General features: G+C 72.1%; 19 protein-coding genes. 13 read left to right on the forward strand and 6 right to left on the reverse strand.

Going from position 1 to position 21,456, the window contains the following annotated elements:
- The first annotated feature begins 14 nt into the window (after positions 1-14).
- Positions 15-1,055, forward strand: a complete 1,041-nt coding sequence (locus tag FHX44_RS35150) for a LacI family DNA-binding transcriptional regulator (RefSeq protein WP_246170759.1) — start codon at positions 15-17, stop codon at positions 1,053-1,055.
- Position 1,056: 1 nt separating this feature from the next.
- Here the strand turns inward: FHX44_RS35150 and FHX44_RS35155 are convergent, their stop codons facing one another.
- On the reverse strand, positions 1,057-2,298 hold the full coding sequence (locus tag FHX44_RS35155) for an NAD(P)/FAD-dependent oxidoreductase (protein WP_147259708.1): 1,242 nt from the start codon (positions 2,296-2,298) through the stop codon (positions 1,057-1,059).
- 90 nt (positions 2,299-2,388) lie between these two features.
- Between FHX44_RS35155 and FHX44_RS35160 the strand changes: the two genes are divergently transcribed.
- From FHX44_RS35160 to FHX44_RS35200, 8 genes are all read left to right on the forward strand, one after another.
- Complete coding sequence (locus FHX44_RS35160) at positions 2,389-2,970, forward strand: TMEM175 family protein (protein ID WP_212612792.1); 582 nt, start codon at positions 2,389-2,391, stop codon at positions 2,968-2,970.
- A gap of 172 nt (positions 2,971-3,142) precedes the next feature.
- Positions 3,143-4,279, forward strand: a complete 1,137-nt coding sequence (locus tag FHX44_RS35165) for a hypothetical protein (protein WP_147259709.1) — start codon at positions 3,143-3,145, stop codon at positions 4,277-4,279.
- A gap of 77 nt (positions 4,280-4,356) precedes the next feature.
- The gene (locus tag FHX44_RS35170; RefSeq protein ID WP_147259710.1) at positions 4,357-4,833 is read left to right on the forward strand and encodes a hypothetical protein; all 477 of its coding nucleotides are present in this window, start codon (positions 4,357-4,359) and stop codon (positions 4,831-4,833) included.
- Positions 4,834-5,106: 273 nt separating this feature from the next.
- A complete protein-coding gene (locus tag FHX44_RS35180; RefSeq protein ID WP_147259712.1) occupies positions 5,107-7,050 on the forward strand; it encodes a hypothetical protein in 1,944 nt (647 codons plus the stop codon).
- Positions 7,047-7,790: an esterase family protein gene (locus FHX44_RS35185; protein ID WP_147259713.1), complete on the forward strand. Its 744-nt coding sequence runs from the start codon at positions 7,047-7,049 to the stop codon at positions 7,788-7,790. Before FHX44_RS35180 ends, FHX44_RS35185 begins: the two co-directional genes overlap by 4 nt.
- 23 nt (positions 7,791-7,813) lie before the next feature.
- A complete protein-coding gene (locus tag FHX44_RS35190) occupies positions 7,814-9,067 on the forward strand; it encodes an ATP-grasp domain-containing protein (protein ID WP_147259714.1) in 1,254 nt (417 codons plus the stop codon).
- A gap of 59 nt (positions 9,068-9,126) precedes the next feature.
- On the forward strand, positions 9,127-9,828 hold the full coding sequence (locus FHX44_RS35195) for a Crp/Fnr family transcriptional regulator (RefSeq protein WP_147259715.1): 702 nt from the start codon (positions 9,127-9,129) through the stop codon (positions 9,826-9,828).
- Positions 9,829-9,859: 31 nt separating this feature from the next.
- Complete coding sequence (locus FHX44_RS35200) at positions 9,860-11,275, forward strand: FAD-binding oxidoreductase (RefSeq protein WP_147259716.1); 1,416 nt, start codon at positions 9,860-9,862, stop codon at positions 11,273-11,275.
- Between the two features lie 168 nt (positions 11,276-11,443).
- On the opposite strand, the gene FHX44_RS35205 is transcribed toward FHX44_RS35200, so the two are convergent.
- Together FHX44_RS35205 and FHX44_RS35210 are read right to left on the reverse strand one after the other, a co-directional pair.
- On the reverse strand, positions 11,444-12,661 hold the full coding sequence (locus FHX44_RS35205; protein ID WP_147259717.1) for an ATP-grasp domain-containing protein: 1,218 nt from the start codon (positions 12,659-12,661) through the stop codon (positions 11,444-11,446).
- Positions 12,658-13,887, reverse strand: a complete 1,230-nt coding sequence (locus tag FHX44_RS35210; RefSeq protein WP_147259718.1) for a hypothetical protein — start codon at positions 13,885-13,887, stop codon at positions 12,658-12,660. The genes FHX44_RS35205 and FHX44_RS35210 overlap by 4 nt, the downstream gene beginning before the upstream one ends.
- A 23-nt stretch (positions 13,888-13,910) precedes the next feature.
- On the opposite strand from FHX44_RS35210, the gene FHX44_RS35215 reads away from it, so the two are divergent.
- From FHX44_RS35215 to FHX44_RS35225, 3 genes are read left to right on the forward strand one after another with little or no spacing between them, the layout of a single operon-like run.
- Positions 13,911-15,134 carry an ATP-binding protein gene (locus FHX44_RS35215; protein WP_147259719.1) on the forward strand — a complete coding sequence of 408 codons (1,224 nt, stop codon included), beginning with the start codon at positions 13,911-13,913 and terminating at the stop codon, positions 15,132-15,134.
- A gap of 28 nt (positions 15,135-15,162) precedes the next feature.
- A complete protein-coding gene (locus tag FHX44_RS35220; protein WP_147259720.1) occupies positions 15,163-16,071 on the forward strand; it encodes a hypothetical protein in 909 nt (302 codons plus the stop codon).
- Positions 16,068-17,210: an alpha/beta hydrolase-fold protein gene (locus FHX44_RS35225; RefSeq protein ID WP_147259721.1), complete on the forward strand. Its 1,143-nt coding sequence runs from the start codon at positions 16,068-16,070 to the stop codon at positions 17,208-17,210. The genes FHX44_RS35220 and FHX44_RS35225 overlap by 4 nt, the downstream gene beginning before the upstream one ends.
- On the opposite strand, the gene FHX44_RS35230 is transcribed toward FHX44_RS35225, so the two are convergent.
- From FHX44_RS35230 to FHX44_RS35240, 3 genes are all read right to left on the reverse strand, one after another.
- Positions 17,201-18,670: a glutamate-cysteine ligase family protein gene (locus FHX44_RS35230; RefSeq protein ID WP_246170760.1), complete on the reverse strand. Its 1,470-nt coding sequence runs from the start codon at positions 18,668-18,670 to the stop codon at positions 17,201-17,203. The two genes, FHX44_RS35225 and FHX44_RS35230, sit on opposite strands and share 10 nt — an antisense overlap.
- A 63-nt stretch (positions 18,671-18,733) precedes the next feature.
- Positions 18,734-19,018, reverse strand: coding sequence for a hypothetical protein (locus FHX44_RS35235; RefSeq protein WP_147259723.1), 285 nt, complete (start codon positions 19,016-19,018; stop codon positions 18,734-18,736).
- A 58-nt stretch (positions 19,019-19,076) separates the two neighbouring features.
- Positions 19,077-19,724, reverse strand: a complete 648-nt coding sequence (locus FHX44_RS35240) for a TetR/AcrR family transcriptional regulator (RefSeq protein WP_170309163.1) — start codon at positions 19,722-19,724, stop codon at positions 19,077-19,079.
- A gap of 100 nt (positions 19,725-19,824) precedes the next feature.
- On the opposite strand from FHX44_RS35240, the gene FHX44_RS35245 reads away from it, so the two are divergent.
- Positions 19,825-21,456, forward strand: coding sequence for a glycoside hydrolase family 13 protein (locus FHX44_RS35245; RefSeq protein WP_147259725.1), 1,632 nt, complete (start codon positions 19,825-19,827; stop codon positions 21,454-21,456).

The following is a 21,456-nucleotide window of genomic DNA, read 5'->3' on the forward strand; positions in this document are numbered from 1 at the left end:
GATACGCTCCACCCATGTCCATACCCGACCCGACGCGGGTGACCATGGCCGAGGTGGCGCGCCACGCCGGCGTCTCGCCGATGACGGTCTCGTACTGCTACAACCAGCCGGATCGCGTCGCCCCGGCCACCCTGCGCCGGGTCCGGGAGGTCGCCGCCGAGCTGGGGTACCAGGGCCCCGACCCGACCGCCCGGTCGCTGCGCCGCCGCCGCAGCGGTGCGATCGGTGTCGTGCTCGGTGAGCACCTCACGTACGCCTTCGAGGACCCGGGGGCGCGCCGCTTCCTGGCCGGGGTCGCCGAGGTCTGCCGGGAGCGCGGGATCGGGCTGAACCTCATACCCACCACCGGTGCCGACGACGACGTCGATCGCGTGCGGGCGGCTTCCGTCGACGGCTACATCGTCTGGACCACGGTGGACTCCGACCCCGTCCTCGCCGTCGTCACCGGGCTCGGCAAGCCCGTCGCCGTCCACGGCGGGCCCGCCGTTCCCGGCGCCCGGGTCGTCAGCATCGACAACCGCGCCTCCGCCCGTGAGCTGGCCGCGCGCACGTTCGCCGGGGCCCGCCGTCCGGCCGTGTTCAGCCAGCCCTTCGGCCGCGACCGCAGGCCGCGGCTGGAGATCGGACCGGACCCGCAACGCGTCGACTTCCCGGTCACCCGCGACCGCCTCGTCGGCGTCTACGACCACTGCCGGGACGCGGGCCTCGACCCGGAGCTCCTCCCCGTCGCCATCGTCGCCCGCAACGACCGCAGCGAGGCCGCGGCCATGGCCGACGAGCTGTTCGACTCCTGCGACCCCGACGCGGTGGTGGCGATGGGTGACCAGCTCGCCTTCGCCGTCCTCGACGCCGCCCGCCGCCGGGGGCTCCACGTGCCCGACGACGTCGCGGTCGCCGGATGGGACGACGACCCGGACGCCGAGCGCGAGGGCCTCACCACGATCGCCCAGTCGCTCTTCGACCAGGGCCGCAGCTGTGCCCTGATCGCACTCGGCGAGCGGGCACCGGGCGGCCCGGCCGAATGGGCCGCGACGGTGCGCAGGAGCACCCGGTGAACTACAGGTCGCTGAGGGGGACGGCCGGGTCGGCCAGCCGGGCGGGGTCGATCCGAGCGCCGGAGCGGACGATCCGCTCGATGTCCTCGGCGACGTCCCAGATGTTGACGTTCATCCCGGCCAGCACGCGCCCGTCGGCGAGCCAGAAGGCGATGAACTCCCGGCCCGGGACGTCGCCGCGGAACACCACCTGGTCGTAGCCGCCCGGCTCGGCGTGGCCCGTGTACTCCATGCCGAGGTCGTACTGGTCGGTGAAGAAGTACGGCACGCGGTCGTACCCGACATCCTGGCCGAGCATCGAGCGCGCCGCCGCAGGACCGCCGTTGAGCGCGTTGGACCAGTGCTCGACCCGGACGCGGCGGTGGAGCAGCGGGTTGTCGGCGTTGGCCACGTCGCCTGCGGCGTAGACGTCCGGGTCCGACGTCCGGAGCGCCGCGTCGACGAGCACGCCGTCGTCGACCGCGAGTCCGGCGGCCTGCGCCAGCTCGACCGCCGGGGTGATGCCGACGCCGACGACCACCGCGTCGGCGGGCACGGACGAGCCGTCGTCGAGCGTCACCGACGCGACGCGACCACCCTCACCGACGATCTCGCGCACGCCGGTGCCGAGCCGCAGGTCCACCCCGCGCTCGGTGTGCAGGTCGGCGAACACCTGGGCGACCTCGTCGCCGAGCACCCGTCGCAACGGCAGCGCGTCGATCTCGACGAGGGTGACCGCGGCGCCGTGCGTCCGGGCCGCGGCCGCGACCTCCAGGCCGATCCAGCCGGCGCCGACGACGACCACCCGCGCGCCCTCGACGAGCACGCCGCGCAGCGCGTCGGAGTGCTCGATGCGGCGCAGGTAGTGGACGCCCTCCAGGTCGGCCCCTGGCACCTGCAGCCTGCGTATCACCGATCCCGTGGTGAGCAGCAGCTTGTCGTAGGCCAGCCGCTCCCCGGTGTCGAGCGTGACGGAGTGGGCCCCGGGATCGAGCGACTCGGCCCGCACCCCGGTGCGCAGCTCGATGCCCTGCTTGTCGTACCAGGGGCGGTCGTGCACGAACGCCGTGGACCGCTCGTCGCTGCCCAGCAGGTAGCCCTTCGACAGCGGGGGCCGCTCGTACGGGGGCTCGGGCTCCTCGCCGACGAGCACCACCCGCCCCGCGAAGCCCTCCTCCCGCAGCGTCTCCGCCGCCTTCGCGCCGGCCAGGCTCGCGCCGACGATGACGAACGTGCGGTCGTCCTGGGTTGCCGATGCGGTCATGGCCCACCTGCCGTGCCTCGGGCGGTCGATCGACCCATTCGAGCACGTGAACCAGGCGCCTGCCACCCGCGATGCGGCTACGTTGGTCCCGTGACCGAGCCCGGTGGGGCCGAGCGGCTCGTGTTCTTCACCGACGCCGTGGTCGCGATCGCGATCACGCTGCTGGTGCTGCCGCTGGTGGACGCGGTCGGCGAGGCGGTGGACGCCGGGCGGAGCGCCACCGAGGTGATCACGGGCAACCTCGGCCAGTTCTTCAGCTTCCTGCTCAGCTTCGCGGTGATCGCCCGGCTGTGGTCGGCGCACCACCGGCTCTTCGACGGGGTGACCACCGCGTCCCGCCGCGTCGTCGGGCTGAACATGCTGTGGCTGCTGACGATCGTCGTGCTGCCGTTCCCCACGGAGATGATCGGTGGCTACGGCGAGGACTGGTTCACGGCCGTGCTCTACATCGGCTCGATCCTGGCCAGCAGCGCCTGCCTCACGGCGCTCAGCGTTGCGATCCGCGGCCGGCTCGTCGGCGGTGCGGGGAGCATGACCGCCCTGCTCGCGCTGGCGCTCCTGGTGGCCGCGTTCGTCCCCGGTGTCCGGTACCTGGCGCTGCTGCTGTTGTTCCTGGCACCTCTGGTCGAGCGGCTGTGGCAGCGCTGGCGTCCCGACTATTGGGCCGCCTGAGCCCGGGGGCCCCGCCACCGCACGCCGGTGACCGCGAGCACGGGAGCGGCCGCCGTGCCGGTCGCGCGCCCGTGCCCGCCTCCGCCCGGATGCGCGTATCTGCGGCTCGGGCGCCGCCCTCTCCGATGTGGGGCCGGACGGCGTGGTCCGGGTGGGTCGTCGAGGAGGCGCCATGGCGCGGCGGGTAGACGAGGACCAGACCAACCGGCTGCTCGGCCACATCCTGACCCCGCGCGAGCCGTTCGGACCGCGCGCCACGGAGACCGTCGTCGACGGGGGAGCTCTCGACCCGGAAGCGGTCGACTCGGGAGAGGCGGCGCTCGCCAAGCTGTTCGACCGCAGCAACCTCATCTACGCGCAGGTGTCCGCGGGGTCTCGCCCGACGTACATCATCGGGCGCAAGGGCGCCGGGAAGACGACGTTCCTGCGGGGCGCTGCCAGTGACCGTGGTCATAAGCAGGTGATGCTGCGCACCGCCACGGTCTACGCCGAGATGGTGGCGGTACTGAACCACTACCGCCAGGTGCGCCGCAGCCCGCTGTTCGTCCCGCAGGCGGCCGAGATCTGGTTGGCGCTCTTCGACCACGTCGCGCTGTTCCACGCGTGCGACACCGCGGTGTCGGACGATCCGCCGGACGAGCTGCAGGTGATGTGGGACTACCTCGCGGCCCCGCCGTACTGCCGTTCGGATGCCACGTCGGTGGTCGAGCGGTTCCTCGCCGAGCTCCAACGCCGGATCGAGGACCCGTCGGTGCGGGGGGTGCGTGAGCTCGTCGACGGGATGGAACGCGGCGGGATCGCCTTCGGCCGCGTCCGTCCGGCGCTGCGCGCGCTCATGGCCCGCAGGCCCGAGCGGCTGACGATCGTGATGGACAACCTCGAGGACCTGCACGCGCGGATCTTCGAGCTCGAGGAGGTGCTCGCCGGTCTGTTCCACGCGGTCGGGCTGGCCGTCACCCACCACGGCAGCGGCCGGCCGTTCGGCCTGCAGCTCTGCCTCCCGTCGGAGCTGTGGGACCAGATCCACCGGGTCTCGGCCAACCCCGAGAAGGACTTCGCGGGCAACTACCTGACCATCTACTGGACCGCCCGGAGCTGCTGCACCTCGCCGGCACCCGCTACCGGCTGTTCCTGCAGACCCACCACCCGCGTGAGTTCGAGACGCTCGCCGCGTGCGCGTCGGGCGCCGACGAGCCCGATGTGGGGCTCCTGCGCGCCGCGCTACCCGATCTCGTTGGTGACGGCGGAGCCGAGGAGGATCCGCTCGCCTACCTCCTCCGCCACACCCAGCTCCTGCCCCGGCACCTGATCGAGGTCCTGAACAGCGTGTTCACCGCGCCGGTACCGGACTCTGCCCCGTGGGCGGTGACGCAGGAGGCGGTGCGGGTGGGGACCCGCGCCGCCGAGGGCATCGTCCTCAAAGGGATCTTCGCCGCGCACCGGGCGACCCACCCGTCCGCCCCGGAGGCGATCAAGCGCCTCGCCCACCGCCTCGACGTCTGCTTCGCGGCGAGGAACCTGCGCCGGGTGTTCAACCAGGAAGGCATCAGGGCGGTCACCGGGAGCGACTTCGACGACTTCGTCGAGATGCTCTTCACCCTCGGCGTCATCGGCGTCAAGGTCGACGAGACGACGCGCTACCACAAGGCGCACTTCCAGTACACGTTCGACGCGCCGCTGAACGCCCAGGAAGACGCCGACGAGCTGTGCTTCCACCCGCTGTTCACGCGGTACCTGTTCGAGCGCTCGGCACTCCGGAACCGGTCCACCGTCGTGAAGCCGACCTATCCGTACGGATCCGACCCCCGCGACGGGGACTACCGGGCCCGGCTCGGCTACGCGGCCGCGTCGGGACGGAGCTGACATGGCACTCGCACCCCGTTCCAGCACACCGGCGCGCAGCACCGAGGACGAGTACCGCGCACCGGCACCGGTCGGCCGGCGCATCGGTATCGCGCTCTCCGGTGGCGGGATCCGGTCCGCCGCCTTCAACCTCGGCGCTCTGCAGGCGCTCCGGGAGCAGCGGGTGCTCGCCAACGCGGAGTACCTGGCCGCGGTCTCCGGCGGCAACTACATCGCGAGCGCCCTCACCATCTCGCACGCGTACGCCGATCCCGGCTGCGAGAACGGAAGCCGATGTGGGCGCACGGCTCGCCGGAGGAGAGCTACCTGCGCAGATCCACCAACTACCTCGCCCCCGGCTACGTCGGGCGGGTCTGGCTCGGGGCGAGCGTGCTCAGCGGGTTCGTGCTGAACTACCTCCCGTTCCTGCTCAGCGCGTTCATCATCGGCCGGTGCGTGGGCTGGCTGGTGAACGTGCAGGGCATCGAGCTCGCCGACCTGCGACTCGACGGGCTCGCGCTACCGCCGTCCGGACTGCTGCGCGGCCTGCTCCTGGTGATCGCCGGGTGCGTCGCGACGGCGGTGGTGCTGGTGGTCGTGCGCAGGCTGCGCGACGGGCGGTACGGCGTCAGCGGCTACGGCAAGTCCAAGACCGAGCCGATCGCGGCCCGCGCGCTCGCCGTCGCCGGTCTCGCCGCCGTCCTCCTGGTGCTGCCCGCCATGGCGCAGGCGTACGGGACGGTGTCCCGGTTCGTGCTCGAACGGGGCCTCGGTGAAGCGCCCACGGCTTTCGACACGACGCGCGGGAGGATCGTCATCGCGGTGGGATGGCTGTTGCTGACGCTCGCGGTGGCCGTCGCGGCGCTCGTGCTCAGCCGCAGGCTCCGGGCCCGGAGGCTGATGCTGGTCCTGTCGGCGCTCGGTGGCGCAGGCCTGCTGCTGGTGCCCCTGCTCTCGGCGCTCGAGTACACCGCGCGACGGGGCGTCCAGTCGGCGTCCGACGGCGTCGCGGTCGGCGTGGCGCTGGCCGTGGTGGTCGTCATGGGGATCACCGTCCACAACCGGCGCTACTCGCTGCACCTGTTCTACCGCGAGCGGCTCAACAACGCGTTCGCCCTGCGACGCAGCCGCGACGAGTTCGGTGAGGTGATCGCCGACCCGCTGCCCTACCAGGAGCGCCTCGACTTCTCCAAGATCGGCGAGAAGCTGGCGGACCGCGGCGAACGGCTGCCCCGGCTCGTCGTGTGCTGCGCGGTCAACGCGACGAGCGACGAGGTGCCGGTGGGGCGGTTCGCGGAGTCGTTCACGTTCGAGCACGACACCTGCGGCGGGCCGCGGTTCGGCTACCCGGAGACCTCCCGGTTCGAGAAGGGCAACGGCCCCCTCGGGACCGAACTGACCCTCCCGTCGATCATGGCGGTGTCCGGGGCGGCACTGTCCCCGCTGATGGGGCGGTTCACCTACCCGCCGCTGCGCTTCCTGATGGCGCTCACGAACATCCGGCTCGGGGTGTGGATCCCGAACCCGACGCACCCGTGCTGGAACGTCGATCGGGCGCCGGCGCGCGGCAGACTCGAGCGGATCCGCAGGTCGATCGTCGACGGCTGGCGGGAGCCCGGCGCGCTGTACGTCCTGCGGGAGGCGCTCGGCACCCTCACGCTGAAGCGCCGCTTCATCTACCTGACCGACGGCGGCCACTGGGAGAACCTCGGTCTCGTCGAGCTGCTGCGCAGGCGCTGCACGGACGTGCTGTGCTTCGACGCCAGCGCCGACCAGACCGGCGCCGGGCAGGACCTCGGGCGCGCGATCGCGCTGGCCCGCAGCGACCTCGCGGCCGACGTCGACCTGGACCCCCGCCGCGTGCTGCCCGGCGCCGACGGTTGCAGCGCGGACGTGGCCGTGCGCGGCACGATCCACTACCCGGACCGGCGCGAGGGCAGGCTCGTCTACGCCAAGGCGACGCTCGCGGCCGGTGCGAGCTGGGACCTGCATGCGTTCAAGGCGCGCGACGGCCGGTTCCCGAACCACTCGACGAGCCAGCAGATCTTCACCGACGAGCAGTTCGAGGCCTACCGGAGCCTGGGGCACGCCGCAGGCAGGCGTGCGGTGGAGCTGTTGAACATCCCACCGGCCCACCTCGCCGACCCGGCGTCGTCCAACGGGCGCCCGGTCAGCCACGGGCCGCTGCTCGTCGACCGGGCAGCGGAGATGGGCTCCGGCTACCATCCCGAAGGATGAGGCGGCGCAGCATCGACCTGTGGTCGCCTGCGATCGGCTCCTCCGGCTCCGTCGTGGCCTACGGCCACTGGGGGCGTCCGGTCATCGTGTTCCCCGCCGAGGCCGGCCGCGCGGGCGACTTCGAGTCGCACGGCATGGTCGATGCCGTCGCCGACCTGCTCGACGCCGGCCGGATCAAGCTCTACTGCGTCGACAGCTACGACTCGCAGTCGTGGTCGAACCGGGCGATCCCCCTCGAGGAGCGCGCGCGGCGCCACGGCGCGTACGAGTCCTGGATCGTCAACCAGGTCGTGCCGTGGATCCACGAGGACTGCGGCGGGCCGCTCCCGATCCTCACGACCGGCCCGAGCATGGGTGCCTACCACGCCGCGAACTTCACGCTCCGCCGCGGCGACCTGTTCCCCCGGGCACTGTGCCTCTCGGGCAACTACGACATGAGCGCCCTGTACGGGTGGGGCGAGCAGGGCGACGCGTTCTACTTCCAGAACCCGATCGCGTACGTCGCCAACCTGCACGGCGACCCCCTGCAGTGGCTGCGCGGGCAGGTGCACCTCGTGCTCGTCGTCGGGCAGGGCATGTGGGAGGACACCACCGGCGCCGAGGCGAGCACGCGGCGGCTCGCCGGCCTGCTCGCGGAGAAGGGCATCCCGCACGAGCTGGACGTGTGGGGACACGACGTGTCGCACGACTGGCCGTGGTGGCGCCGCCAGCTCGCGCACCACCTGCACCGCTCGACCTAGTGGCTAGCGAGGAGGAGGGGCCGTTGAACCGACACCTGATCGGGCTGCTGCTCGGAACCGAGGAGGACTGGCCCACCGCCTTCGAGACGATCGTGCGCCGGATGGGCCCGGTGCGCGCGGGGGCGGGCGAGGAGCACGGCTTCGACGTCGAGCGGATCACCATCGAGCCGTTCGACCTGCGCGCCAAGCCCCGCTACGACCTGGTGATCGACCGGCTGGCCTACTGGTACTACGTCCCGCGCGAGTGGCTGAAGAAGATCGCGCTCATGGACGACGTGTACCTGCTCAACAGCCCGTTCACGTTCCAGTCCATGGAGAAGCACGCCGCGTACTGCGCGATGATGCGGCTCGGGCTCAAGGTGCCCGACACCGTCCTCGTGCCGTTCAAGGACCCGCCCGACCACGCCAAGTTCGCCTACACCGCGAACCGCTACAACAAGCCGTTCGACCTCGAGGCCATCGCCGAGCGCATGGGCTATCCGCTGTTCATGAAGCCCTACGACGGCGGGGCCTGGGTCGGCGTCACCCGCATCACCGACCCGGCCGACCTGCGCGCCGCCTACGACTCGTCCGGCCAGCGGCTCATGCACCTGCAGAAGGCGGTGGAGGGCTACGACGTGTTCGCCCGGTCCCTCACCATCGGCGCGGAGACGATGGTGATGAAGTTCCGGCCCGAGCTGCCGATGCACGACCGCTACGAGGTGACCTACGAGTTCCTCGACCCCGAGGTCGGTGACGAGGTCGTGACGATCTCGCGGCTGATCAACGCGTTCTTCCGGTGGGAGTTCAACTCCTGCGAGAACCTGATCTCCGGGACCGAGGTGTACCCGATCGACTACGCCAACGCCTGCCCGGACGTGGCGCTGACGTCACTGCACTACTACTTCCCCTGGGCCATGACGGCGCTGGTGCGCTGGTCGGTGTTCTCGCTCGTCACGGGGCGCAAGCCGCGCCTCGACCTGAGCATGGCGAACTACTTCGCGATCGCGGACCGGCAGGACCTGTCGTACCAGGAGAAGCTCGCGGGGTACCGCAAGCTTGCGGACGAGTACTTCGAGACCGACCGCTACCTCGACTTCTGCGAGAGCCGGATGGCCCACGTCGGCGAGGTCGTGCTGGCGTGGGTCGACAGCCAGGACTTCGACGACCTGCTCGTCGAGACCGTCCGGAGCACCTACCCGCCGGAGGAGCACGACCGGTTCATCGCGCACTTCCGCGGCCTCGTCGGGCTGTGGGTGCGGGACGAGAAGGGGGCCTCGTCGGCGCTACCCTCGTAGCTCGTCTCGCCGAGCTACGCACACTGACCGGGCTCCCGGGCCGATCGTCGGGTGGAGTCGTGGACGCTGACGTACGCCGCGCCATCGCGATGTCCCACTTGCGTGGGCTGCCGCCGCCGGTCCTCGCCGACCTGGTGGCGGGAGCGGTCAGGTCGAAGGTCCCGGCAGGAGCGGTCACGCACCGGGAGGGCGAGGGCGCCCCGCACATCGAGCTGGTCGTGTCCGGCGTCGTGCGGGTGTTCGTGACCGCGCCCGACGGCCGGACGATGACCATCCGGTACTGCCGGTCCGGCGCGTTGATCGGCGTGATGTCGCTGTTCTCGGCGGGGTTCACGCTGCCCGCGACGATCCAGGCGCTCGTCGACGCGGATGTGCTGCGGCTCTCTCCGAGGGTGGCGCGCACCGCCGTCGAACGAGACGTGCGGGTGGCCAGGGCGCTGCTCGCCGAGCAGAGTGAACGAGCCCTGAACTTCGTCCACGAGATCGCGGGCGGCGCGTTCGCGACGATGCGGCAGCGGGTGGCACGGCACCTGCTCGACCTCGCCTCGGAGCGGGCGAGCGAGTGCGCGGGGGGTCATGAGCTCGCTGCGCCGGTCACCCAGCGGGAGCTGGCGGACGCGGTCGGCACGGTGCGGGAGGTCGTCGTGCGGGTGCTGCGGGAGCTGCGCGGCGACGGACTGGTGCGGACCGAGCGGGATCGGATCGTCCTCGTCGACCCGGAGCACCTGACCCAGGAGCTGGGGTGGAACCGATGTTCCTGACAGGGCGGGCGCCGACGTCGACACTTCCGGGATGGCGACCCCGGCGAGAACGGCCCACGAGTCGGTCCGGCTCGACCGGCCTGCTGTCGAGGAGCTCGCAACCGGCCTCCGCGGCGAGCTGATCGGTCCCGACGACCCCGCGTACGACGAGCACCGACGGGTCTGGAACGGGTCGATCGACCGGCATCCGGCGCTCATCGCCCGGTGCACCGGCGTGGAGGACGTCGTGGCGGCGGTCGGCTTCGCCAGGACCCACGGCCTGCTCGTCGCGGTCCGGGGCGGCGGGCACAGCTTCCCGGGCTACTCCGCCTGCGATGCAGGCATGGTCATCGACCTGTCGCCGATGAAGCGGATCCGGGTCGACCCCGCGACCCGGACCGCCCGCGTCGGTGCCGGCGTCCTTCTCGGCGAGCTGGACCGGGAGACGCAGGCGCACGGGCTCGCGGTACCGGCCGGGATCGTCACGCACACCGGGATCGCCGGGCTCACCCTGGGCGGTGGGATCGGCTGGATCATGCGCAAGTACGGCCTGACGATCGACAACCTGCTCTCGGTGGAGATGGTCACCGCCGACGGCGAGTCCGTGACGGCGAGCGAGACCCGCAACGCCGACCTGTTCTGGGGGGTGCGGGGTGGTGGCGGGAACTTCGGGATCGTCACCGAGTTCGAGTTCCGCCTGCACCCGGTGGGGCCGCAGGTCTACGCAGGCCCGGTCTTCTGGGCGATGGAGCACGCTCCCGAGGTCCTGCGCTTCTACCGCGACTGGGTCGCCGGCTGCCCCGACGAGCTGATGACGATCGTGGTGCAGCGGAGGGCGCCCGCGCTGCCGGTCGTCCCCGCCGAGGTCGTCGGCCGGCACGTCATCGCCGTCGTCGCCTGCTGCACCGGCCCCCTCGACGAGGCGGAACGCGTGCTGCGCCCGTTGAAGGAGTTCGGGCGCCCGGTGCTGGACCTGTGTGCGCCCAAGCCGTACCTGGTGCACCAGTCGATGTTCGATCCGAGCTTCCGCCACGGCTGGTGGTACTACTTCCGGGCATGTGACGTCGCAGAGCTCGGCGACGACCTGATCGACACCATGGCCGAGTACGGCAGCCGGATCGTCTCGCCGATCACCTCCGTCGCGCTGTGGCAGATGGGTGGGGCCGTCGCCCGCGCGGACGAGAACCGGACCGCCTTCAACGGACGCACCGCCGGCTTCACGTTCAACATCAACGGCAACAGCACGACGTCCGACGGCTTCGACGCGGAACGGGAATGGGCGCGCGCGTACTGGTCGGCGCTCGCGCCGCACCACTCGGGTGTCTACGTGAACTTCCTGATGGACGAGGGCGAGGAGCGCGTTCGACAGGCGTACGGCGCGGCGAAGTACGACCGGCTCAAGGCGCTCAAACGCAGGTACGACCCGCACAACCTCTTCCGGCTCAACCAGAACATCTCGCCCGAGTAGGTCGACGCGCTCCGGTCACGATCAAGGGCGGATGGGCGCATTCGGAGATCGACCGACGACCGTTCGCCCTTGGTCGGCGACGGCCGGGCGGTGCCTGCGACGCATTCGGCGATTGACTCGGTCCGGCAGGTTTCGCGCCGATGACCGATCGAGGCTGCGCGGACGGTCTCACGCGGCGTACAGGCGCAGGTCCGAGGCGAAGCGTTCGGTCATCTCGATCACCCGTTGCAGCTCGTGGTGCCGGACGACGACCCAGCCGTCGCTGATCAGCAGGGCGCGCCAGTCGCGGCGCGGGGCGCCGATCGGGAGCAGGTCGACGAGGACGATGTCGTCGCCGTAGGCGGCGCGCAGCGCGTCGAGCCCCTCGATGCGGGTGATCCGGCCCGCGCCCTGCGCCCGCTTGAAGATGGTGCCCGCGTTGTAGTGCTGGCGCAGTGGGGTGCGCAGTTGTCCGTGGAGCACGGCCTCCGCCCAGGCGACGTAGAGGTCGCCGTCGGTGGAGTAGTTCATCAGGTCGACGACCCGGGCGCCGGGCGGCCGCGCGGCGATCTCACCGAACACCGCCTCGCCGGACGCCGTGCGGTACCACTCCATGTGCGTGAACCCCGTCCGGAAGCCGAGGGCGGCGAGCACCTGCGCCCCCATCTCGCGCCCGGGCTGCAGATCGGGCACCGAGAGGTCGCGCAGCGCGATCGAGACCGGGCTGATCCACTCGTGCATCTTCATCTGCAGTGGCCGCGGGCGGTACCACATGACGTTCTCGAAGAGGATCTTCCCGTCGGCGCAGACGGTGTCGAAGGTGAACTCCTCGCCGTCGACGAACTCCTCGACGCTCACCTCCGGCACGTGCCGCAGCAGCGGCAGCGTCTCGGACAGCTCTGCCGAGGAGTCGACGCGGTAGGTGTCGGCAGAACCGGCGCCCGCGATCGGCTTGACGATGATCGGGTAGCCGATCCGCTCCGCCGCGTCCCACACCCCCTTGACCGTCCGCGTGCTGACGTGCCGCGGCGTGCGGACCCCGGCGGCGTCGAGCACCTGCTTCATCCGCTCCTTGTCGCGGAACGGGACCGTCTCCAGGACGCTCATGCCGGGCAGCCCGAACGTCTCCCGGATCCGCGCGGCCAGGATCATGTACGGCTCCCACAGGCACTCGACCTGGTCGAACCGCGCATGCCGGGCGAGGCCGTGGAGGGCGGCGAACACGGCGCCCTCGTCGGCGAGCGAGACGTGCTCGTAGTGCGCCAACGCGTCGCGGGCCGCCGCGGGCAGCGCGGACGGTGGCTGGTCGCCGACCCCGATCACCCGTGCCCCCGACGACGCCAGCGCCCGGGTGAAGTAGGCCATCTCCGCGGGGAAGCCCGGCGAGAGCATCACGACGGTGGTCATTGCACCTCCACCATCTCGATCCGGATGCCCTCGACGATCTGCCGCAGGGCGTCGCGCACCACGTCCGTCTCGGGATGCCGGACGGTCACGTACCCCTCGCCCTCGTAGCCCGACGCCGCAGGCTGGCCCGGTTCGGGCAGCCGCGCCTCCACGACGAGGTGCCCGATGCGGCGCTGCAGCTCGTCGACCCCGTGCACCGCGCGCACGCGCCCGCGTCCCTGGCCTCTCAGGTAGGCGGTGCCCGCGGCGTACCTGCGCTCGGGCGGGTCGAAGCGGTCGAGGATCACGAGCTCGGTCCAGAGGCGGTAGAAGTCCACGTCGTGGACGTACCCGAGCATCGATGAGATCTGCGCCCCCGGCGGCCGGGCACCCACCTCGGACACCGCGACCGAACCGTCGGGGCGGCGGAACCACTCCATGTGGGTCAGGCCGTCGCGCACGCCGAGCGCGCGCAGCGCGGCGGGCCCGATGCCGGCGATCCCGTCGTAGCGCGGGTCGTCCAGCTCGCGGGGCAGCAGCACCGTCCACTGGATCCAGGGGTTGCGCAGCACGTCCAGCGGGGGTGGCACGTAGTCCGAGATCGACGCCCACACGGTGCGGCCGCCGATCGTGACGCTGTCGAACGTGTGCTCGTCGCCGACCAGGAACTCCTCGAGCAGGCCCGGTGCGTCCGCGCGCGGCGGGGCTGTCGCGAGCCAGCTGCGCAGCGCCGCGGCGTCGTCGAGCCGGTAGGTGGCCTGCGCGCCCGCACCGGCAGGCGGCTTGGCGACCAGCGGGAAGCCCACGGCGTCGGCGAACGCGAGCGCATCGGCGGGGTCGGTGACGAGCTGGTGGCGGGCGCAGGGGACGCCGGCGGCGCGCAGCACCTGCTTCATCCGGGACTTGTCGCGCACGTTGAACGCGGTCTCGACGTCCATCCCGGGGATGCCGAGGGCCTCGCGGGCGTACGCGAGCGGAACCTGCAGCTGTTCGAGGGCCCCGACCAGCCGCTCCACCCGCCCGATCTGGCCGGACAGCCCCTGGGTGGCTTCGACGATCTGGCGCGGGTCGAGCGGGTCGTCCACGCGCCAGTGCGCCGCCAGGTGGCGGGCGAGCTCCGGCGGTACGTGCTCGGCCGGCACGGTGGTGATCACCCCGAGCCGGACGTCGGGGATCTGCGCCGCGGCGGCGACGAACCGCACGGTGGCCGGCATCAGGTACGGCGCGACGAAAGCAGCGACGGCCATCCTGGGAAGTTACCCTCATCGGGGTGAACGTGGTCTACGTCGAGCCGGCGTTCCCGCCCACCCAGCGGCACTTCGTGCGCGCGTTGGCCGTCGTCGGAGCCACGGTGATCGGCGTGGGGGAGCGCCACGTCGACGAGCTGGACGACGAGCTCAAGGGCTGGATGGCCCACTACCACCAGGTGCCGACCGTGGTGGACGCAGGCGTCCTGACCGACGCCGTCCGCTGGATCCAGGACAAGGTGTGGGTCGACCGGCTCGAGGCGACGATCGAGGCGCACACGCTCGCCGCCGCGCAGGCCAGGGAGAACTGCACGATCCCCGGCACCTCGGTGCGCACGGCGTGGCTGTGCCGGGACAAGCCGTCGATGAAGGAGGCGTTGCGCGCCGCCGGTGTCCCCACGGCCGCCTCGGCCGCCGTCACCAGCGCCGACGAGGTGCACGCATTCGTCGACGCCGTCGGCTATCCGATCATCCTCAAGCCGCGCACGGGGGCGGGTGCGCTCGACACCACCCGGGTCGACGACCGCGCGGGACTGGACGCCGCACTCGGCCGGTTCGGCGGCCAGGGCGTCGAGTCGATCGCGGTCGAGGAGTTCGTGGAGGGCCACGAGGGCTTCTACGACACGTTGTCGATCGACGGACAGGCCTCGCTGGACTTCGTCTCGCACTACTACCCGAACGTCCTCGAGGCGATGCGCACGCGGTGGATCTCCCCGCAGTTCGTCTCGACCAACCGGGTCGACACCGTGCCGGACTACGAGGAGCTGCGCGAACTGGGCGCCCGCGTGAACACCGCACTCGGGATCGGCACGAGCCCCACGCACATGGAGTGGTTCTTCGGGCCCAAGGGCCTGCGGTTCTCCGAGATCGGGTGCCGGCCGCCCGGCGTGGGCGCGTGGGACCTCTACTCCGCCGGGAACGACATCGACATCTACCGGGAGTGGGCGAACGCGGTGGTCCACGGGCACGTCGCCACCCGGCCGTCCCGGAGGTTCGCCACCGGCATCGTCGCACTGCGCCCCGACCGCGACGGGCGCATCAGCGGCTACTCGGGCGTCGACGAGGCGCAGGCGCGCGTGGGGGAGTGGGTGATCGACGCGCACCTGCCGCCCCCCGGTACGCCGACGCAGCCGGTCGAGGCGGGGTACTGGGCCAACGCCTACGTGCGGATGCGCCACCCCGACTACGACGTCCTGCGCGAGATGCTCGACGACGTGGGCCGCACCGTCCACGTGCACGCGCAATGAGCGAGCCTGCGAGGTCGTCATCGGTGCGGTGAGGGTCGTCGTCCTCGGGCCGCAGCGGCGGCCCACGCTGGACTCGGTGGCCCGCGGCATGGACCTGCCCGGGCCGGTCGCCACCGTGACGGCGGGCTGGCAGGAGCGCGAGCCCGACGATGCGGAGCTGGACGCGCTGCTGGGCGGCCGGAGCGCGAACCTCCGCCTGCACGGGCGCTGGCAGGACGTGCTGGTGAAGGACCCGGAGTACGCGGCCGCCGAGCTGGAGCACCGGGCGGCGCTGCGCGAGCTGCAGGAGCTGTACCTCGTGCAGATCGACGGCACGCTGCGGGCACTGCGCGAGGTGGGGCGCTACGGCGGCAGCCGGGCCGAGGTCCGGGAGGCGGCGCGGGCCGACACGGAGGCCGCCGTCCGGCTCGTCGACGAGCGGCACCTGGTCCGCGTGCGCGAGGCGCGGGACGCGTTCGAGGCCCGGTGGCGGCCGGGCGAGCGGCTCGCGGCCGCGGAGCACCGCGCCGAGATACGGCAGATCATGGACGCGGCGGCCGCGCTCGTGGTCGCCGGCGGGCACGTGGGCGTGCTGCTGCACGTGCTGCGGCTGTTCGCGGTGGGCGCCGCGCCCGTCGTGATCGCCTGGTCGGCGGGGGCGATGGCGCTGACCGAGCGGGTGCTGCTCTTCCACGACCGCGCCCCGCACGGGCCGGCGCACGCCGAGTTCCTCGACGCAGGCCTCGGCTGGATTCCCGGGTGCGTGCTGCTCCCGCACGCGCGCAGGCGGCTGCGCACCGACGACGCCGCGCGGATGGCCGAGCTGGCGGGCCGGGCGGCCCCGGCCCGCTGCGTCGTGCTCGACGACGGCGTGCGGCTCGACCTCGGTGAGCACGGCGCGCTCCCGCCGGGCGCGCGGACGATCGGTCCGGACGGCCGGATCGGCGATGTCGCGTGACCCGCCTCGCCGTCAACCGGCTCAAGGAGCGCAAGCCCGACGCCGCCGCCGTCGACCGGTTCCTCACCCGGCACGAGGTGCCGATCGTCGAGGGGGACCGGTGCACCTTCCTCTGGCGCGGCGAGGCCGACGAGGTGTTCGTCGTGCAGCGGATCGTGGGACTGCCCGAACGGCTGCCGCTGCGCAGGCTGTGGGGCACCGACCTGTGGTACCTGGTGCTCGAGCTGCCGACGGGGTCGCGGATCAACTACCAGATCGAGGTCCGCCGCGGTGAGCACCTCGAGCGCGGCAACGACCCGCTCAACCCGAAGCTGTCCTACAGCCCGGTCGGCACGTCCTCGGTGTGCTTCGCGCACGGTTACGTCACGCCCGACTGGACCGAGCCCGACCCCGACGCCCGGCCCGGCGAGCTGACCGAGCTGGTGGTCCAGAGCCGCGCGCTGCGCCGCGACTGCCGGGTCACGCTGTACCTGCCTGCGCGGTTCCGGCCCACGGCGGCGTACCCGCTGCTGGTGGTGCACGACGGCGACGACTTCCTGCAGTACGCCGCGGCGAAGACCGTGCTGGACAACCTGATCCACCGCCTCGACGTCGCCGAGACCGTCGTTGCGTTCGTCCACCCGCAGGACCGGTTGAGCGAGTACGCGAACTCGGCGGCGCACGCGCGGTTCCTCACCCGCGAGCTGGTGCCGCGGCTGGAGGCGGAGCTGCCGCTCGTGGGGCAGCGCTCCGGCCGGTGCCTGCTCGGGTCCAGCTTCGGCGCGGTGGCCTCGCTGGCGACGGCGTACCGGGCGCCGGACGTCTACGGATCGCTCGCGCTGATGTCCGGCTCGTTCGTCTTCACCGACATCGGCGGCGCCGACCACGGCGGCGGCCCCGTCTTCGACCCGGTGGTGCGGTTCGTGAACCGCTACCGGCAACGCCCGCGCCGGGTGGCCGACCGGCTGTTCGTCAGCTGCGGGGTCTACGAGCCGCTGATCACCTACAACCGCAGCGTCGTGCACACCTTCGAGTCGACGGGCATGACCGTGCGCTTCGTGGAGACGCGCGACGGCCACAACTGGGAGAACTGGCGCGACACCCTCCGCGACGCGCTGTCCTGGGTCTACCCGGGCCCGCAGAAGCTCGTCTACGAGTGACGCTCCCACGTGTGCACCGGCTCGTTCGCGTGCATGTTCTCGACGTAGCGGCGCAGCATCTCGTGCAGCGCTCCGATCCGGTCCCCGCCCAGTGAGCGGACGGTGTCGACCTGCCACGAGGCGCCGGTCGTGCCGGTGACGCAGCGGGCCTCGATGATCCCGAGGAGCCGGTCGCGCAGGTCCGGGTCGACGCCCCACGTGTTCAGGCCCTCGTGGGCCAGCGGCAGCAGCCTGCGCAGCACGAGCTCGGCGGCGGGCACCGGTCCGAGGCCGGGCCAGTAGATCGAGGCGTCGAGGCCGTCGCGGGCGCCGCTGTGGAAGTTCTCCTCGGCGGCGGAGAACGACATCTGCGACCACACCGGCCGTTCGTGCTCGGCGAGGGTGCGCACGACGCCGTAGTAGAACGCCGCGTTGGCCATGGCGTCCACGACGGTCGGCCCGGCCGGCAGCACCCGGTTCTCCACGCGCAGGTGCGGCCTCCCCTCGACGACGGCGTAGATCGGCCGGTTCCAGCGGTAGATCGTGCCGTTGTGCAGGGAGAGCTCGTCGAGCTTCGGCACCTCGCCGCGCCCGAGCTGCTCGATCGGGTCGGCGTCCTCGCAGATCGGCAGCAGCGCGGGGAAGTACCGCGTGTTCTCCTCGAACAGGTCGAACACCGACGTGATCCAGCGCTCGCCGAACCACACCCGGGGGCGGACCCCCTGCTCCTTCAGCTCCTCGGGCCGGGTGTCGGTGGCCTGCTCGAACAGCGGGATGCGGGTCTCGCGCCACAGCTCGGTGCCGAACAGGTATGGCGAGTTCGCGGCGAGCGCGAGCTGCACACCCGCGATCGCCTGCGCGGCGTTCCAGTACTGCGCGAACTCCGCGGGGCTGACCTGCAGGTGCAGCTGGAAGCTCGTGCAGGCGGCCTCCGGGGTGATCGAGTCGGTGTAGGTGCTCAAGCGTTCCACGCCCTGGATCGACAGGGCCATGTCCTCGCCCCGCGCGGCGAAGATCTGATCGTTGAGCAAGGCGTAGCGCGGGTTGCGGCTCATCGACTCGATGCTGACGTGGCGCGGCATGAGCGTCGGGAGGATCCCGATCATCACCAGCTGCGCGTCGCCGGAGCGGGCGCGCTCGTCGGCGGCGTTCAGGCTGGCCCGCACGGTCTCCTCGAACGAGACGAGGCCGGTGCCGCCGATCTCGCGCGGTGGGACGTTGATCTCGATGTTGAACTGGCCCATCTCGGTCTGGAAGGCCCGATCGGCCACCAGATCGAGCACCTGCTCGTTGACGTTCGCCGGCTCGCCGCGCCCGTCGACCAGGTTGAGCTCGATCTCCATCCCGGTGAGCGGCCGGTCGAAGTCGAACTGCGACTCCCGAAGCATCTGGGCCAACGCGTCGAGGCACCGGCGCGTCTTGTCCCGGAACCTGTGCCGGTCCTCCCGGCTGAACACCATGTGCTCGACGTCGCGACCCACTGGATGCCCCCCGTCGGACGTGCGGATGCCGGCCTCCATCGTCGGCCCGCGGGAGCTCGGCGTCTATCCGGAGGTCGCCTGCACCCATCGGTAGGTGAGCAGCACGTTGAGGTGGTGCAGGGACTGCACGAGGTCGAGGAACTGCGCGGGGGCGCCGGGCGGCGGCTCGATCCCGCGCGCGGGGATCGTCGCGCAGAGCTCGTCGACCGGGGTCCCCGCGCACAGGGCCGAGGTGACGGACTCCGCGAGGTGCTCGAGGTAGGCGGCGAACCCGCTGGTGCGCGGTTCGGCGGGGCCGAGGAAGCCGTGGCCCGGCACGAGGGTGGCGACGTCGAGGGCGGCGCGCACGGGCCCTCAATGCCGACCAGCCGCTCCTCCAGCTCACGGGGCAGACAGGCCGGCAGGATCATGACGGGCTCCGTTCCGATGTGGTCACGCAGGTCAGGAAGAAGGCGACGTGCTCGGCAGCGACGCGGCGCGCCGCGGCCTCGTCGGTGTCGTGGGAACGCAGGTACAGGAACCGGGCGATGTGCAGCGGGGAGAACAGCTCCCACGTCATCTGGTCGACCGAGAGGTCGCCGCGTACCAGCCCGGCGTCCTGCCACCGGACGAACGGCACGGCGAGCCGGGTCCGGGCGAGGTCGATCAGCTCCGCCAGCCCGCGCAGGCCCCGCTCGCCCGCGCCCTCGCGGAGCAGGACGCTGGCGAAGAGCTGTGCGCGCGGCTGCGTCCACGCGTCGAGCAGGCGGTCCACGATCCGGGGCACGGCCTCGTGGGGCGTACCCGCCGTGATCTCGTCGGCATCGATGTCGTGGACCTGCAGGGAGACCGGACCCATCTCGGCGAGCAGGGCGTCGTAGAGCGCCTGCTTGCCGGAGAAGTGGGCATAGATGGCGGGATCGCGCACGCCGACGGCGGCGGCGATCTGCCGCACCGTGGTGGCGTCGAACCCCTGCGCGGCGAAGAGCTGCAGCGCGGCGTCCAGCAGCCGTTTACGCGTCTCGCCTCCGTCGCGACCGGGCGGCCGCCCGCGACGCCTCGTTGCTTCGGGCACGCCTGGAATTTAGCGGGCACTCATTAAATTATCTACCCGCGGCACGGACGGCCCGGGTCCGGCGGATAGGCTCGGCACCGGGCGATCCGAGGGGAGCTACATGGCCGGCTGGTGGCGTGACGCGGTGGTCTACCAGGTCTACATCCGCAGCTTCGCCGACGGGAACGGCGACGGCGTGGGCGACATCGCCGGCATCCGTTCCCGCCTCGACCACCTGCGCGATCTCGGGATCGACGCGCTGTGGATCAACCCGTGGTACCCGTCGCCCATGGCCGACGGCGGGTACGACGTGGCCGACTACCGCGCCGTCGAGCCGGTGTTCGGCACCGCCGAAGAGGCCTCGGCCATGATCGAGGAGGCACACGCCCACGGGCTGCGGGTGATCCTCGACATCGTCCCCAACCACACCTCCGATCGGCACGCCTGGTTCCGGGCCGCCCTCGCCGCCGCGCCGGGCTCACCGGAGCGGGCGCGGTACTGGTTCCGTCCCGGGCGCGGGGTCGACGGATCCGAGCCGCCGAACGACTGGCGCAGCGTCTTCGGCGGCCCCGCGTGGACCCGCGTGCCGGACGGCGAGTGGTACCTGCACCTGTTCGACTCCTCGCAGCCGGACCTGAACTGGGACCACGAGGAGGTGCGGGCGGAGTTCGAGCAGGTTCTGCGGTTCTGGTTCGACCGCGGGGTGGACGGCTTCCGCATCGACGTGGCGAACGGCCTGGTCAAACGGCCCGACCTGCCCGACCTCGGTCCGCACGACGAGGAGGCGGTGCTGCTGCCCGCCGATCGCCCGGACCACCCGCACTGGGACCGCGACGGCGTGCACGAGATCTACCGGGCGTGGCGGCGCGTCGCCGAGTCCTACCCCGAGCCGCCGGTGTTCGTCGCGGAGGCGTGGGTGCGCTCGCCCGAGCGGCTCGCCCGCTACCTGCGTCCCGACGAGCTGCACACGGCGTTCAACTTCGACTACCTGCGGGCGCCGTGGGACGCCGACGCGCTGCGGAAGGTCATCGACGAGTCGCTCGCCACCGTGGCCACGGTGGGCGCGCCGGCCACCTGGGTGCTGTCCAACCACGACGTGGTGCGGCACGTGTCCCGGCTCGGTCGCCCGCTCACCCCGGGCGCCTACTCGCTCGCCCACCTGCCGCCAGTGGACACGCTCGACCGGGAGCTGGGCACGCGGCGGGCCCGCGCGGCCGCACTGCTGATGCTCGCCCTGCCCGGGAGCGCGTACGTCTACCAGGGCGACGAGCTCGGCCTGTGGGAGGTCGAGGATCTGCCCGACGAGGCGCGCCAGGACCCCACCTGGGAGCGGTCGGGCCGCACGGAGGTGGGCCGGGACGGGTGCCGCGTGCCGCTGCCGTGGTCCGGCACGAAGGCGCCGTTCGGCTTCAGCCCGGACGGCGCGAGCGCCGCGCCGTGGCTGCCACAGCCCGCCGACTTCGCCACTGTCACAGCAGAGGCACAGGACGGCGACCCGGCCTCGGTGCTCACGCTCTACCGGGACGCGCTGCGGCTGCGCCGCGAGCACCCCGCCCTCGGCGACGGCGAGCTCACCTGGCTCCCCGCCGAGCCGGGCGTGCTGGCGTTCTCCCGGGGCGGCCTCACCTGCGTCGTGAACTTCTCGCACGCGGCAGTGCCACTGCCCGACAACGCCGGTGTGCTGCTCGCGAGCGTCCCGCTCGACGGCGACGGGCTGCTCCCCGCGGACACGGCGGCCTGGCTGGCGGAGTGA

Origin of the sequence: Pseudonocardia hierapolitana (genome assembly GCF_007994075.1) — a bacterium.
Lineage (GTDB): Bacteria > Actinomycetota > Actinomycetes > Mycobacteriales > Pseudonocardiaceae > Pseudonocardia > Pseudonocardia hierapolitana.

Bases quoted from the DNA above. Each gene is read 5' to 3' on its own strand.
- FHX44_RS35150 (WP_246170759.1), top strand. From the start codon at position 15: ATGTCCATACCCGACCCGACGCGGGTGACCATGGCCGAGGTGGCGCGC.
- FHX44_RS35155 (WP_147259708.1), bottom strand. From the start codon at position 2,298: ATGACCGCATCGGCAACCCAGGACGACCGCACGTTCGTCATCGTCGGC.
- FHX44_RS35165 (WP_147259709.1), top strand. From the start codon at position 3,143: ATGGCGCGGCGGGTAGACGAGGACCAGACCAACCGGCTGCTCGGCCAC.
- FHX44_RS35180 (WP_147259712.1), top strand. From the start codon at position 5,107: ATGTGGGCGCACGGCTCGCCGGAGGAGAGCTACCTGCGCAGATCCACC.
- FHX44_RS35185 (WP_147259713.1), top strand. From the start codon at position 7,047: ATGAGGCGGCGCAGCATCGACCTGTGGTCGCCTGCGATCGGCTCCTCC.
- FHX44_RS35200 (WP_147259716.1), top strand. From the start codon at position 9,860: ATGGCGACCCCGGCGAGAACGGCCCACGAGTCGGTCCGGCTCGACCGG.
- FHX44_RS35205 (WP_147259717.1), bottom strand. From the start codon at position 12,661: ATGACCACCGTCGTGATGCTCTCGCCGGGCTTCCCCGCGGAGATGGCC.
- FHX44_RS35210 (WP_147259718.1), bottom strand. From the start codon at position 13,887: ATGGCCGTCGCTGCTTTCGTCGCGCCGTACCTGATGCCGGCCACCGTG.
- FHX44_RS35245 (WP_147259725.1), top strand. From the start codon at position 19,825: ATGGCCGGCTGGTGGCGTGACGCGGTGGTCTACCAGGTCTACATCCGC.